General features: G+C 62.4%; 17 protein-coding genes and 1 pseudogene. 9 read left to right on the top strand and 9 right to left on the bottom strand.

Features of this window, described 5'->3' with window-relative positions; genetic code table 11:
* Positions 1-5: 5 nt before the first annotated feature.
* On the bottom strand, positions 6-875 hold the full coding sequence (locus KEM60_RS01885) for a class E sortase (protein WP_219105786.1): 870 nt from the start codon (positions 873-875) through the stop codon (positions 6-8).
* Between the two features lie 162 nt (positions 876-1,037).
* Here KEM60_RS01885 and KEM60_RS01880 point away from each other — a divergent pair, with 162 nt between their 5' ends.
* Positions 1,038-1,307, top strand: a complete 270-nt coding sequence (locus KEM60_RS01880; protein ID WP_219105785.1) for a cell division protein CrgA — start codon at positions 1,038-1,040, stop codon at positions 1,305-1,307.
* Positions 1,308-1,590: 283 nt separating this feature from the next.
* Here KEM60_RS01880 and KEM60_RS01875 read toward each other — a convergent pair whose 3' ends face one another.
* Both KEM60_RS01875 and KEM60_RS01870 read right to left on the bottom strand, forming a co-directional pair.
* Positions 1,591-2,424: a rhomboid family intramembrane serine protease gene (locus KEM60_RS01875; protein WP_219105784.1), complete on the bottom strand. Its 834-nt coding sequence runs from the start codon at positions 2,422-2,424 to the stop codon at positions 1,591-1,593.
* A 330-nt stretch (positions 2,425-2,754) separates the two neighbouring features.
* On the bottom strand, positions 2,755-3,273 hold the full coding sequence (locus KEM60_RS01870) for a peptidylprolyl isomerase (RefSeq protein WP_219105783.1): 519 nt from the start codon (positions 3,271-3,273) through the stop codon (positions 2,755-2,757).
* 256 nt (positions 3,274-3,529) lie between these two features.
* Between KEM60_RS01870 and KEM60_RS01865 the strand changes: the two genes are divergently transcribed.
* Both KEM60_RS01865 and KEM60_RS01860 read left to right on the top strand, forming a co-directional pair.
* On the top strand, positions 3,530-4,402 hold the full coding sequence (locus KEM60_RS01865) for a hypothetical protein (protein WP_219105782.1): 873 nt from the start codon (positions 3,530-3,532) through the stop codon (positions 4,400-4,402).
* Between the two features lie 102 nt (positions 4,403-4,504).
* Positions 4,505-5,188, top strand: coding sequence for an HAD hydrolase-like protein (locus KEM60_RS01860; RefSeq protein WP_219105781.1), 684 nt, complete (start codon positions 4,505-4,507; stop codon positions 5,186-5,188).
* 85 nt (positions 5,189-5,273) lie between these two features.
* Here KEM60_RS01860 and KEM60_RS16365 read toward each other — a convergent pair whose 3' ends face one another.
* From KEM60_RS16365 to KEM60_RS01845, 3 genes are all read right to left on the bottom strand, one after another.
* Positions 5,274-5,588, bottom strand: coding sequence for a hypothetical protein (locus KEM60_RS16365; protein WP_255574128.1), 315 nt, complete (start codon positions 5,586-5,588; stop codon positions 5,274-5,276).
* On the bottom strand, positions 5,585-5,935 hold the full coding sequence (locus KEM60_RS01850) for a metalloregulator ArsR/SmtB family transcription factor (protein ID WP_219105780.1): 351 nt from the start codon (positions 5,933-5,935) through the stop codon (positions 5,585-5,587). The genes KEM60_RS16365 and KEM60_RS01850 overlap by 4 nt, the downstream gene beginning before the upstream one ends.
* 208 nt (positions 5,936-6,143) lie before the next feature.
* Positions 6,144-6,323 carry a hypothetical protein gene (locus KEM60_RS01845; protein WP_219105779.1) on the bottom strand — a complete coding sequence of 60 codons (180 nt, stop codon included), beginning with the start codon at positions 6,321-6,323 and terminating at the stop codon, positions 6,144-6,146.
* A 556-nt stretch (positions 6,324-6,879) separates the two neighbouring features.
* On the opposite strand from KEM60_RS01845, the gene KEM60_RS01840 reads away from it, so the two are divergent.
* From KEM60_RS01840 to KEM60_RS01820, 5 genes are all read left to right on the top strand, one after another.
* Positions 6,880-7,425 (top strand): TetR/AcrR family transcriptional regulator, encoded by a 546-nt coding sequence (locus tag KEM60_RS01840; RefSeq protein ID WP_219105778.1) that lies wholly within the window; start codon positions 6,880-6,882, stop codon positions 7,423-7,425.
* 1 nt (position 7,426) lies between these two features.
* Complete coding sequence (locus tag KEM60_RS01835) at positions 7,427-8,143, top strand: ABC transporter ATP-binding protein (RefSeq protein WP_255574127.1); 717 nt, start codon at positions 7,427-7,429, stop codon at positions 8,141-8,143.
* A complete protein-coding gene (locus tag KEM60_RS01830) occupies positions 8,143-8,895 on the top strand; it encodes an ABC transporter permease (protein ID WP_219105776.1) in 753 nt (250 codons plus the stop codon). Before KEM60_RS01835 ends, KEM60_RS01830 begins: the two co-directional genes overlap by 1 nt.
* 257 nt (positions 8,896-9,152) lie before the next feature.
* Entirely contained in the window at positions 9,153-9,308 is a 156-nt protein-coding gene (locus tag KEM60_RS01825; RefSeq protein WP_219105775.1) for a hypothetical protein, read from the top strand.
* Between the two features lie 360 nt (positions 9,309-9,668).
* Entirely contained in the window at positions 9,669-9,971 is a 303-nt protein-coding gene (locus tag KEM60_RS01820; protein ID WP_219105774.1) for a hypothetical protein, read from the top strand.
* 480 nt (positions 9,972-10,451) lie between these two features.
* Here the strand turns inward: KEM60_RS01820 and KEM60_RS01815 are convergent, their stop codons facing one another.
* The 3 genes from KEM60_RS01815 to KEM60_RS01805 form a co-directional block, all read right to left on the bottom strand.
* Positions 10,452-10,889 carry a helix-turn-helix domain-containing protein gene (locus tag KEM60_RS01815; protein WP_219105773.1) on the bottom strand — a complete coding sequence of 146 codons (438 nt, stop codon included), beginning with the start codon at positions 10,887-10,889 and terminating at the stop codon, positions 10,452-10,454.
* A gap of 422 nt (positions 10,890-11,311) precedes the next feature.
* The gene (locus KEM60_RS01810; protein WP_219105772.1) at positions 11,312-11,560 is read right to left on the bottom strand and encodes a hypothetical protein; all 249 of its coding nucleotides are present in this window, start codon (positions 11,558-11,560) and stop codon (positions 11,312-11,314) included.
* Positions 11,557-11,757, bottom strand: a complete 201-nt coding sequence (locus KEM60_RS01805; protein ID WP_219105771.1) for a hypothetical protein — start codon at positions 11,755-11,757, stop codon at positions 11,557-11,559. The genes KEM60_RS01810 and KEM60_RS01805 overlap by 4 nt, the downstream gene beginning before the upstream one ends.
* Before the next feature lie 51 nt (positions 11,758-11,808).
* On the opposite strand from KEM60_RS01805, the pseudogene KEM60_RS01800 reads away from it, so the two are divergent.
* Positions 11,809-12,012: pseudogene (locus tag KEM60_RS01800) on the top strand (transposase); the annotation flags it as partial.
* Between the last annotated feature and the right edge of the window lie 184 nt (positions 12,013-12,196).

Genomic DNA, 12,196 nt, shown 5'->3' with positions numbered 1-12,196 from the left:
CTTCCTTACGGAGCGCGCAGGGCGGCCTGGACCTGCGGGTTAGTTTCTACGGTGGGTGCCGCAGAGGTTCGGGGGACCCACAATTCCAGTTTGGCGTGGACCACCCAGCGTCGCTGCGCCGTCCAGTGCGGTTCGCAGGCGATCAGGGTCATCCACGCCTCGGTCGGTTTCTTGCCGGGCTGGTCAGGCACCGGCGCGTAGACCTCGACCTGCTTGGGGTCGACGATGCGATGCTTGGCGTAACGATAAATGGCCCACCCGTCAGCGACTTCCACCACGATCGCATCGTTGGGTTGGAAAGCGTCGATCTTGTTGTAGGGGTGGCTGTAGGTGTCGCGGTGACCGGCGGTGGCGAAATTCCCAATCTGCCCGGGCATCACCGATTTCGGCTCATGTCCGACGCCTTGGTCGAGCTGGGCGATGGCGGTGCCTTGCAGGATGGGCTGGGGGCCATTGCCAAACCGAGGCACAGTGACCAGACCGAACGGGGTGCCAGCGGGGATGGTTTTGCTCTGTAACGAGCTTCCTTTGGCTGCGCCTGGCGTGGCAGGGGCGGTCGAGCGGGGGGCATGGGAAAACTGGCGACCGAGTTCGTTGACGACTTCCTGAGAAGCATGGGTCGCTTCTTGGGTGACCCACCACACCTGCCAGGAGACGAACAACAGGACGACGACCCCGAGGGTCACCAAAAGTTCACCGAACACACCAAAGAAACGGCTCGCTGCTGAGCGCCTTGGCCTGGCGTTTCGTTGCTTCCGCCGTTGTCGTCGAGTCGGAAGTTCAGATCCCTGACCGATATCGTTGAACTCTCCAGAGTCATACACGGTCTCGGCGTAGGGAATCGATCCGGTGTCAGTTCTATGTCTGCCTGCCACGGGTCCACCGTACGGTGTTCACCGAAGGAGCTCAGCCTCGGCCATAATTCTGAGCTATAGGCTGGACATCTTGACTCATCGTTGGTGAGCATGTCCTGATGTCCCCTCGGGTTGGGCACTCCGACAGGAGTCCTCGACCGTCCCCCTGAACAGGAGTGAGCAGTGACCGAGTCTCGACCGGCCAAGAAGACGCCACGTCCGGCACCGACCAGCGTGCGGCGGACGGTCGGGCCGAAGAGCAAGAAAAAGGAAGCCAGCCCATCCTGGTATGCGCCGGTCATGCTGACCCTCATGCTTGCTGGCCTGTTGTGGATCGTGGTGTATTACCTCAGCCAAGGGCAATACCCGGTGCGTTCCTGGGGCAACTGGAACCTCGGCGCGGGCTCTGGTCTGGTGATGGCCGGATTCTTGATGACAACGAATTGGCGTTGACACGTCATCTATTTCAGGTGGTTCTTTCCTGATCTTTGAGGCATCTGCACGGGAGATGCGACGGGCAGTCGTGTCTCCACGACAGCCCGCACTGTGACCGGATCCCTGTTTTCACAAGATGTGTGGAGAACGATGTGGATATGTCCCCATGTGTGGACATCTCTGCAGATCACAACGGTGTAGTTTTCATCCCCACCTGTGGAAAAGCCTGTGGATATCTCTTGGTGGGCTGCCCCCTATGACGGCGAGTACCGACGTACACCAGCAAGGTCGGCACCTCTAGTTACACCCCGAACCCACCCCACAGCGGCGCGACCAAGGCGTAGCGTCCGACCACAGCCGCCCCGAGCAGACCGACCATCAAGATCGTCCACACCAGGGTCCACCCCAATTCGGACAAGCCCTGGGCGACCACAGTGCCGGTGGTGTCCGAGATGATCCGCCGAAAAATCGTCGTACCTGACCCTCCAGGTTGCCGCGACGTGGATGGCCTAGTGAACACCCAGGTGGCGAGCAGGCCGGCCATCCCCCCGCCGAGATGCCCCTGCCAGGAGATGTTCGACACTGTCAATGAAAAAGCGACGTTGATCATGATGAGCACGGCGATGCTGCGCACTTCCCCGCGACGCCTGATTTCCAGGATCAACAAGGCACACATGATCCCGTAGCCGACTGTGGAAATGCCGAGATAAGTGGAGATCCAGCCGGTATCAGTGAATCTCACTCCTTCCGGCGGGCTTGTCGTCCACAACACGCCGACCGTGCCACCCAATGCGCTGATCAGACACATCATGGCGTAGCGGAGTTTGCCTAAAGCGGGTTCAACAGCCCGACCAAGCAACACCAGAAGCAGGACGTTTCCGATGATGTGCAGCGGGAAGTTCGGGTCGTGGACTAAGGCATTCGTCACCAAGCGCCACGGTTCATGCCACGACAACAGCGGCACCAATGCCAACGTGGCGGTGACCTCGTCTGATGCCAACTGTCCCAGATAGATCACGCTGATCAGGGCGATCATCCCGTAGGTCACCCAGGGTTGGTCGTGAGCCCGCAAAGCGCGACGTACGGCGGGGGGCCGGTTGCGATGTGCTGCGGCAACACAGTCCGTGCAGTGCACCCCCACGGACGCTGGGCGCTGGCAGGAAGGGCACGTGGGTCTGCCACACCGTTGGCAGGTCACATAGGTGACAGTGTCGGGGTGGCGGGGACAACGAGGACCGTCTACTGGTCGTGGGGCACCGTAATCCATGGTTTTCCTGGTTCCTCCTCGTCCTGAACGCCCAACCGAGCTAAGCCCTGGGCGAGCTCCGTCGTGGCGGTTGGCCCGTGGACGGACGACGCCCCCCGGAGCCCGGGAGGCGTCGTCGACCGGTCACGGCGAGGCCTCACAGCTGAGGCGCTCGTCGTGGATGGACCCGTCGACAGGTCATGTCGACGGATGTGCACGTCACTCCGAGACAGTGACCCTTTCGATCACGACGGGCTCGACGGGCTTGTCGCCGCCACCGGTGCGGACAGCAGCGATAGCGTCGACGACCTTGCGGCTGGCGTCGTCGGCGACCTCACCGAAGATCGTGTGCTTGCCCTGCAACCAGGCGGTCGGAGCGACAGTGATGAAGAACTGGCTTCCGTTGGTGCCGCGCCCACCGCGCTTGCCAGCGTTCGCCATGGCCAGCACGTACGCCGAACCGAAGGTCTTGTCCGGGCTGATCTCGTCATCGAAGGTGTATCCGGGGCCACCGAATCCCTCGCCGAGAGGACATCCGCCCTGGATCATGAAGCCAGGAATGATCCGGTGGAAGGTCAATCCGTCGAAGTACGGGGTCGGGTTGGTCCGGCCCGCGTCGTCCTTGTATTCCTTGGTGCCCTTGGCCAGTCCGACGAAGTTGTCGACCGTCTTCGGCGCGTGGTCGGGGAAGAGGACGACGTCGATGTCGCCGTGGTTGGTGTGCAACGTGACGTTCATGTCCGTCATCCTCCCATGTCTGTCGTGACCGTCATGGTGCGACATCCGCGGTCGCGCACCCCTGGTCGAGTCCGGCATGCACGAAACCTCCGGCATGAAAAGATAATTCCATCTGTGCCCTCGTTGGCGGCCTGCGCATGTCTCACGGCAGGATGGGCACTGAGCGGCATGGTGGGGCGTGTTACAGGATGTGGACACGTCACCCATGACGTGCCCGGCGAGGCCGTGACGTACCGGCCAGAGAGCGAGGAGTGCCGTGTTCAAGTGCAAGAAGAAGAAGGTCGCTGCCGGGAAGGCGTCGGCCGTTGCGGCTGTCGCCCCCAAGTTGGAGGAGGCAAAGGCTCGACTGGAGTCCGATGTGCTCCCCAAGGTCAGCGAAGCCACCAGCCATGTGGTGGACGCCGTGTCTGACGCGGTCGCCAAAGCTGATGTCGCAAAAATGACCAAAAAAGCCAAGAAAAAATGTCACGGCTCGCAGGTGGCTCACCGCGCACAGGACGTTGTCGCCGCAGTGACGTCCGGAACTCCGGCCGCCCCGAAGAAGCGTCGCCGCGGCCGCGGCCTGATGACCGCTGTGTGCCTAGCAACGGTCGCTGGCGGCATCGCCTGGTACGTCTCCAAGAAAGCCGCTCCGGCGGATGACCCGTGGGCACGCCCGTTGGCTGACCCGTACGTCCCTCCGACCACCGGTCGGGAATCCACGGTGGCTCCCGTGGCAGCTTCTCCTGCCGTGGAAACCCCCGCGCCGGTGGCAGCAGTCACCGAGCCGGAGGCACCTGCGGTGACCGAGGAACCCGCCGCAGCCCCAGCGCCTGCGCAGACCACCACGTTCAGCGCACTGAGCGAGCACAGCAGCTCCTACACGCCGTACAGCACCCCGGCAGCTCCGGCGGCCGAGTCAGCAGCGACGGCGGAGACCACCACGTTCAGCACGCTGAGCGAGCACAGCAGCTCCTACACGCCGTACAGCAGCCCGGTGAGCTACACCACCCCTGCGGTGGAGGAGCAGACGCCGGTCGCTGGCACCGAGGTCCTGCCGACCATTCAGAGCAGCGACCCGGAAACCAAGCCGACCCAGGTGATGAGCCAGAAATCGGAAAAAGACGACCCGGAGAAGAAGACGTTCTGATCCAGGCGGTGCAGCCCTCGTCCCATCTGGGCGGGGGCTGCACCATGTCTTGTCGGGGGCATCATGGTCATTCCTGATACATGCCTGCGAAAGAGGATGCCTGTGCTGTCTCACACCCCCGTGCCGGTCACTGCGGTCTTGTTCGATCTGGATGGCACCATCAGTGATTCAGGGGCAGTGATTACGTCGACACTCGACGAAGTCCTCACCTCCCGGGGCTGGCCAGGACTAGCAGCCAACCAGACCCGGCAGGTGGTGGGCCCTCCCCTTGGGGTGACCTTGCGTGACTTGGTGGGGGTGCCAGAACCGGAGATCCCCGAGGTGGTCACGCAGTACCGCTCGTTATTGCGGTCGCGGTTAGCGTCGACGCCGCCGTACGACGGAATGCTAGACGTCATCCGGGATTTACACCGTGAAGGCATGCCACTGGCTGTGGCCACATCAAAGGTCGAATGGATGGCTCAGGAAGTGATCGCGTCGTACGGTGTCAGCGACTGCTTCGTCGCGGTGTGTGGATCACCCCAAGACGAGACCACCGGATCGAAGGACGCCGTAGTGGGCGCGGCACTGTCCGCGCTGATCCAAGCCGAGGTGGACATCTCCGCTGCCGTGATGGTCGGCGACCGGCATCATGACATCACCGGTGCCGCCGCGCATGACCTCCCCACCATCGCGGTGAGCTGGGGTTACGGCGAACCAGCAGAGTGGGGTGACGCCGTCGCGGTAGTGGACGACCCGGAGGAGCTGCTGCAACAGCTACAAGCAGGGGTACGTCGACGCCCCTGACCGGTGCGATATAGAGAGGACCCGCCATGTCTGGCAGGTCCTCTCCAGAGGTGTCTCACTATGAGACGCGCGACAGCGCTCGCTGTCAGGCGGCGTGCTTGCAGGTGGGGCAGCTGCACTCGGTGCACTCGCAGTTAGCGCACGAGTCGGAGCAGTTGCCGCACTGGCAGGTGTTGTGGTTGCAGGTGGGGCACTTGCAGTCGGTGCAGTCGCAGGTGGCGCACAGGTCTGAGCAGTTGCCGCACTGGCAGGTGTCACACTCGTCGACGTGGTCCCCGTGGATCTTGTGAGCGTGACCGTCGTGCAGGTAGTCGACGTGGTCCTCGTGGACGATGGCCTGGTGACCGCAGTCAGCGCCGTGGGTGTGGTCGGTGTGGGGCTCGGCGAGCGTGTGGCTCATGGTTGATCCTCTCCAGTGATCTCTCGGTGATCAGGAACAGCGGGGTGGTTGTGCTCAGCGGTATGGGCGACGGCATCACGCACGATGTGGGCGATGTGCTCGTCCATCAGGCGGTAATGCATCTCTCGCCCGTTGCGTTCGGCCTCCACCAGGCAGTGCTGGCGCAGGACGCGCAGGTGCTGTGACACCAAGGGTTGCGGGACTCCCAAGGCGTCGACGAGCGCGGTGACAGTGTGTGGCTTCGTCACCAACAGCTCGATGATGCCGATCCTCAACGGCGCTGAGAGACACTTGAACAGGTCCCCAGTGGCGACCCAATGACTCCGTGGCTGCTGCCTCTCGACCATCACCCCTCCACAATGCATGCGCAATCGCGCATATGTCAAGAGTGAGTGTGTCCTTACTTCCTGGCACCGACTCCAGCCGCGCCCCCTACCCCGTGTGCGTCTGGTGAGGTGCCTGTCACACCGTCAGATGCTTGGCTCTTGGCTCTTGGCTCTTGGCGTGACAGTGCGGCAGGAGCCACCAACCGTGTGACCGGGACTGGCGTTTTGGCTAATCCTCGTTGCGATCAACAGGTCGGCTGCTACTCCACACCAAAAAAGCCCCCCACGAGAACGCTGCCGCCACCACTCCGGTGATGCTGCGCTGTCGAACGAATCCCGCAACAAAAAGGCCCACGCTCAGCGCGATCAAGGCCACCCCTCCAGCCAATTTCCATGCGCGCGTAGACATGCCGTGATGCTAGCACTGTGGCTTGGCTGCCTTGACAGAGCTGACCTTCGGCATACGAGCTGCGGGGATATCACCCCCTTCTCTTTCCCTCTTCGCCCAGCGGCTGACGTCTATGCTGACGCAGCGTTTAAACGTCGTATCCACACTTGGCTTTCTCGACTCATTCCTGGATTTGCAAGTAGAACACCCCGCGGGACGGGCTCGCGCCATTGGTGATGACCGTCTTGATGAGCATCTGTCTCAGCGAATCGCAGACTGCTCCCCTTTTAATGGCTGCAGACGATTCCGCACCTCGTCAGTGACTTCGGAGTGGAAAAACATTGAGCATTGCGACGTTGCTGGAGTGGATGATCATGGCCGAGCAGTGCGAGTTCGGCACACTGCTTCCGGCGCGTCGGAGCGTGCTCGCTGCCGGCAGTCAGACGATGGCCGTCCTGGCGACTGAATCACATCGCCGACACCGACCTGCTCGTGGGCGGACTCCCACCGGATGATGTGCCGAGCGGCCCTTCGACGCGGGCTTGCATCCAAATAGTTAGTTACTAACATTTGAGGCATGGGTCGATGGGACCAGACGCACCAGGCGCTCAAGCGAGCGGCATTCGCTTTGTTCACTGAGCGCGGGTATGAGGCGACAACAACCGCTCACGTCGCGGAGCGTGCCGGAGTGAGCGAAATGACGCTATTTCGACACTTCCCGACGAAGGATGCACTGTTACTTGCTGACCCGTTCGATCCGCTGATGGCGGAGGCGGTGCGAGCACGTCCAGCACCCGAGCCCCCGATGCACGCGTTAGTGCAAGGCATCCGGCAAGCGTGGGTGCATGTCGATGCGGAGAGCGCCCGGGAGCTGCGCGACCTGCTGCGGATCGTGGCGCAGACTCCGGCTTTGCGGGGTGCTATCGAACGCAACAGCAACGACACTGCTGCTGCGTTGACGGTCGCCTTGGTCGATCGTGGCGTGCCCGAGGCGCAGGCGAGGGTCGCGGTAACCGCGGTACTCGCAGGACTGAGCACGGCTCTGCTGGATTGGGCGCAGTCGGAGCAGGACCCGCTGGACGCCGCCCTCAGTTCCGCCCTAGATGTGCTAGGCGGTGAGTGACATGCTCACCTTCGAGAATGTCACCCGCGTGTTTCACGGCGGCGCCGGCGTGACCGACCTGACGTTCGCCGTCGAGCCGGGTGAAGTGGTCGCCCTTATCGGATTGAACGGTGCCGGCAAGACAACTCTGATGCGTCTCGCGCTCGGGATGCTCCGTCCGCAGGCCGGTACGGTGCGCGTGCTCGGGTACCCGATGAGTGAGCTACCCGCCGCGCGGTGGGCGCAAGTGGGCGCGTTGATCGAGGTGCCCTTGGCCTATCCCGAACTGACCGTCAAGAAGAACCTGCACCTTGCCGCGCTCCTGCATGATGCAAACCCCAAGTGCGTGCACAGTGCCATCGAGACGTGGCGGCTCACCCCGGTCGCTGATCGTAGGTTTCGTCACCTTTCGCTAGGCAACCGGCAACGCGTCGGCCTTGCGGCCGCGGTGCAGCACGATCCTCGGCTGATTGTTCTGGACGAGCCAAGTAACGCGCTTGACCCTGCGTCGGTGATCCTGCTCCGCGAAGAACTGATCAGGCGCGCACGGGAGGGCGCGTCAATCCTGGTCAGCAGCCACCATCTCGATGAGGTGGCGCGGATCGCGGATCGCGTGCTGCTGATGAACACGGGCCGACTGATCGGGTCGCTCGACACGACTGGACACGACCTCGAACGTGTCTTCTTCGAGCGCATCCGAGAAGACGACGAGCACAATCAAACCTCCGAGGTGCTCTGATGAGAGCGGCTATGCGCGTCGAGGCGCTGAAACTGACACACTCTCTGGTCGGAGTGATCGCCACCCTGGCTGTGGTCGCCGGCATGCTTGCCCTGCTCGGCGGCATCACCGCGGGCGTAGCGGGTGGGAACCCGGAACTGATTTCGAAGGCTGGGCCTGCGGGAGCTTTGAACTGGGACGGCCTACTCGCAGGAGCCGCCCAAATCACCGCGGTCGCCAGCATCCTCGGCTTCGGAATCGTACTGGCCTGGATGTTCGGCCGCGAGTTTACGGAGGGCACCGTCACGGGACTGTTCGCACTGCCCGTCAGCCGCACCCGGATCGCCCTCGCCAAGCTCACCGTCTACGCGCTATGGGCCACCGTTGTCAGTGTCGCGCTCACAGCAGGCGTATTGGTCCTCGGACTCACGCTCGCCTATGGTCCGCCGAGCAGTCAAACCTGGGGCGCGCTTGGGCGGGTACTCGTCCTGGCTTTGCTCTCCGCGGGAATCGCCGTACCGATCGCATGGGTCGCGACGTTCAGCCGATCACTGCTCGCCGCGGTTGGATGCACGGTCGCACTCGTGGTGATCGCCCAAGTCGGCGCCCTCGCGGGAGCCGGAGGCTGGATGCCGCTGGCTGCGCCGGCGCTGTGGGCCATGTCCGGCGGGACCGCCGTGACCAGCACACAACTCGCTCTTGCACTCGCAGTGCCAGGTGCATTCACCGCATTGGTATGTGCGTCGTGGTCCCACCTTCAACTTGACCGTTGACGTTGATGGCTGATCCCTGTGCGCGATTTTCAACCGATAGTGGCGCACACACGTACTGTTCACCGGCCTATCGGAGTCGATGCCGCGGCGGTGCCTGTGGTGGCTCATGCGGGCGGGGTGTTGTTGACGCGTACGGTGAGGGCCCCGGGCATCGACCGGTATCTGAGTGAGGCGTCCGTGGGTAAGCCAGCTGCCAGGCACGATCCCGCGAAGGTGCTGCTGGATGAGGCGGTGTCGTTGGCACCTGGTGAAGATGCTTGTCGCGGGATGCAGTCTTGCTACGGGCCGAGCCGGGCCTTTGCGGGTTGGTGGCCTCGGATGCCACGATCTCCCGCACCATCCCGACCGAGAACCAGAACCTCGGTGACCGGTCCGGCCTGCAGTGGGGGATCATCACCACGGCGGGAGCATAAGCACCGCACGGATCGGCCGCATCAGCGCGTCCGTCCCCGTGTCCACCACCACCGCCCGCATCGCCCACCTCGACGTCAGCGTCCCCCAGTGATCGCCACCGCCCGCATCGGCAGGATCGAGGTCGAGGCGATCCCACACCAGACCTGGGTGCGCACCACTACCGGGTGGCGCAATATCGGCACCGGCCGCCTCGTCACATGAAAGCAGCCCCTCGCCTTGACGTGATATCAGGGCGAGGGGCTGCTTTCTGTTTCCACCAGAGTGCCCACTGGTAAAAACTGGGTGTTGCTTGACATCGCCCAGAAAGGAGCTGCAAACTGGAAACAACCCGGGAAAGTCCCGGGATGTTGAAAGGAGCCATGATGGCGCCATATAAGAAGCTCAAAAATGTGGATGCCCTCATCGATCTATATTGGGGCAAGCCTGCGATCCTTATGCCATCACAAGGATACGCTGGCGTTTTTGCCTACGTGAACGGTGACGGCTACCTGGTGCCTGAGCAGGAGATTAGGCAGCGACACGCTGAGTTGCTGGCTATGCAGGAGCATGACAGTGAGTCCATGACTGACCTAGAGAAGGACGTCCTCAGGGGGTTCAGCAGATGTATCGATGACATCGACGAAGTTCGGCAAGAAGCAATGGCAGAGTTTGCACGTAGATGACACAGTCGACGAACGTCACATGAAACACGCATTCCCGCGAACCAAGTAAAAAACCTGACATGAACTTAGGGCGTTATTCACGAGCGATTCACCCCTTGAGTGAAGATCTGCAAACCTGCATGTCACGAGCACCTCCGGCGCACATGTCGCGCAAGATATAATCGCTTGTGAATAACGCCCTTATTTCAAAAAGTATTCATGAAAACAAGTAATAGCTGGAACGCCTGGAATGCCGAAGCGCCGCCCCTCACAGTGAGGAGCGGCGCTTCGTTGTCTCTCAGAGCTGGTGGGCTGCGACGACGTCCCAGTATCCCTCGTCCTCGGTCAGGAGGCGGAAGCCGCGGCCATCCACCCATGCTGAACCCCAGGGGCGAGCCCGTGGCGCTCGTGCGCGACCTAGTTCCCCCGGCAGCAGTGAAGGGCCCCAAGTATGACCCTGGAGCCCTTCGCTGCTTTCTCCTCGATGGCGCCGAGATAGCTTCACCGAGTACCACGCGCTTCCCGCAGTGCGCCAAGGGATGACTTGGCAACAACCCAGGTCTTGCCAACTTTTTTCGCTGGCACCTTACCTGTGTCAATCATGACCTGCACCCTCTGACGTGAGACGCCGAGGTCTTCGGCAACCTCTGTCACTGACATCAGCTCAGGGATGGGCTCCCACCCCTCCCGCTTCTCCCAGAGGTCAGCCCGCAACGCTTCGATACTGACTGCCTCGCCGAACTCTCGCGCGATCGACTCGCCCATGACGACCGCCTGTCGTGCCGACTCCGCCGGAACAAACATGCTCATGACGGGGCCGGCGCCCGGGTTACTGCCGATGGTTCCGTCGAACTCGTGCAGGCGGTCCATGATGGTGTCTATCTCGTCGTCATCGGGGAATCTTCGGTCCAGTTCGACCTCGACCCTGTAGGTGTTCATTCGTTTGCCTTTCGACGTGGTGGAGAATGAAGGGGCTGGGCCCCACCCGGGGCAGTTGGAGTGCTCCGGGCGGGGCTCTCGCCTACCGTGGCGGCGGCCACTGGAAGCCTGCCTTACGGCAAGCGATCAGGGCGTTTAGCCATGATTACTGCAAGCTGGGCGTTCCAGAGAACGTCGTCACGGGGACGCCGTTCAGGCTGACGAACAGGCGACTGTTGCTGGCCACTCGGGTCGTGAACCCCTGGGGCGCCAGTGCCTTGCGGTACTGGCGCAGCTCCTTCTTTACTCTTCCACCTCCTTCCTTGTTGACAACAGAACACCAACGCAAACTGTTGTTGATTAGCAACACTGGACCGTGACGATAAGGGCGCGACGAAAGGGGCCCCAGGGATAGCCCTGGGGCCCTTCACTATTTCGCCTGGTCACTCGCTCTGGCGAGGCCTGCTTCCACGCCGATTTTCGCCGCGGGTGCGATTGCCAGGACCTGGCCGACCAGCCAGCCACTCAGTGACCTTGTCCTTGTCGTACATAGGTGTGCGCTTGTCGGGCCAGGTCTCGGCAGGAGCACGCAGCTCAATGCCCTCCTGACGCGCACGGCTGGCCAGGCCACGGAGCGAACTAGGGGAAACCCCGACCAGCTCCGCTGCCTGGGCGGTGGTGAGCAGATTCACTGCGCCGCCTCCAGTCGCTTGTAACGCTCGGTGCTGATGAGCGTGGCGATGTCGGCGACGAGTAGCACACCGAAGACCACCAGGAACCACGTCGGCAGCTGGTAGGTCGTCAGGTGGATCGTCGTAATGACGGTCACCGCGAAGACATCCCTGAACCGGTATTTACGCACTGCTTGCTCTCCTTTCCGTGATGGCACCGGCCCGTGTCGGCTGTTGGACATGGTCGCGGGCCGCTCCACGGCCGCCGCGGCCGAACCCTGAAGAAGCGTGCCGGCGACACCCTGGCCTACTTTGATCGACCCGGCACATCCAACGGCCCCACCGAGGCCATCAACGGCCGCCCGGAACACCTGCCAGGCTCCGCCCTCGGGGTCCGCAAACTCACGAACTACATCGCCCGATCCCTCCTCGAGACCGGCGGATTCAGACCCCGACTACACCCTGCTTTCTGATGAGCCCCATAACAGCCGTGCTGGGGTTTGCACTTTCATATATATGCTGGGCTGAACAAGCCTCGTTCCGTCCCATTGCCCCGTCGCTTGCGCTTCGCAGTTTTGGTCTTCAACTACGAGTCGTGACGGCATCGGCGGAGAGAAGCGACAAATCCAACTCCGGAACATACAGCGATGACGAACA

It is taken from the genome of Austwickia sp. TVS 96-490-7B (assembly GCF_019331795.1).
In the GTDB taxonomy this organism is placed as follows: Bacteria; Actinomycetota; Actinomycetes; order Actinomycetales; family Dermatophilaceae; genus Austwickia.
Note: the sequence above shows the minus strand (reverse complement) of the source record. Positions and strands in the feature narration are given on the sequence as shown.

Bases quoted from the DNA above. Each gene is read 5' to 3' on its own strand.
- KEM60_RS01850 (WP_219105780.1), bottom strand. From the start codon at position 5,935: ATGGTCGAGAGGCAGCAGCCACGGAGTCATTGGGTCGCCACTGGGGAC.
- KEM60_RS01845 (WP_219105779.1), bottom strand. From the start codon at position 6,323: ATGTCTACGCGCGCATGGAAATTGGCTGGAGGGGTGGCCTTGATCGCG.
- KEM60_RS01815 (WP_219105773.1), bottom strand. From the start codon at position 10,889: ATGAACACCTACAGGGTCGAGGTCGAACTGGACCGAAGATTCCCCGAT.
- KEM60_RS01820 (WP_219105774.1), top strand. From the start codon at position 9,669: ATGATGGCGCCATATAAGAAGCTCAAAAATGTGGATGCCCTCATCGAT.
- KEM60_RS01835 (WP_255574127.1), top strand. From the start codon at position 7,427: ATGCTCACCTTCGAGAATGTCACCCGCGTGTTTCACGGCGGCGCCGGC.
- KEM60_RS16365 (WP_255574128.1), bottom strand. From the start codon at position 5,588: ATGAGCCACACGCTCGCCGAGCCCCACACCGACCACACCCACGGCGCT.
- KEM60_RS01830 (WP_219105776.1), top strand. From the start codon at position 8,143: ATGAGAGCGGCTATGCGCGTCGAGGCGCTGAAACTGACACACTCTCTG.
- KEM60_RS01870 (WP_219105783.1), bottom strand. From the start codon at position 3,273: ATGAACGTCACGTTGCACACCAACCACGGCGACATCGACGTCGTCCTC.
- KEM60_RS01840 (WP_219105778.1), top strand. From the start codon at position 6,880: ATGGGTCGATGGGACCAGACGCACCAGGCGCTCAAGCGAGCGGCATTC.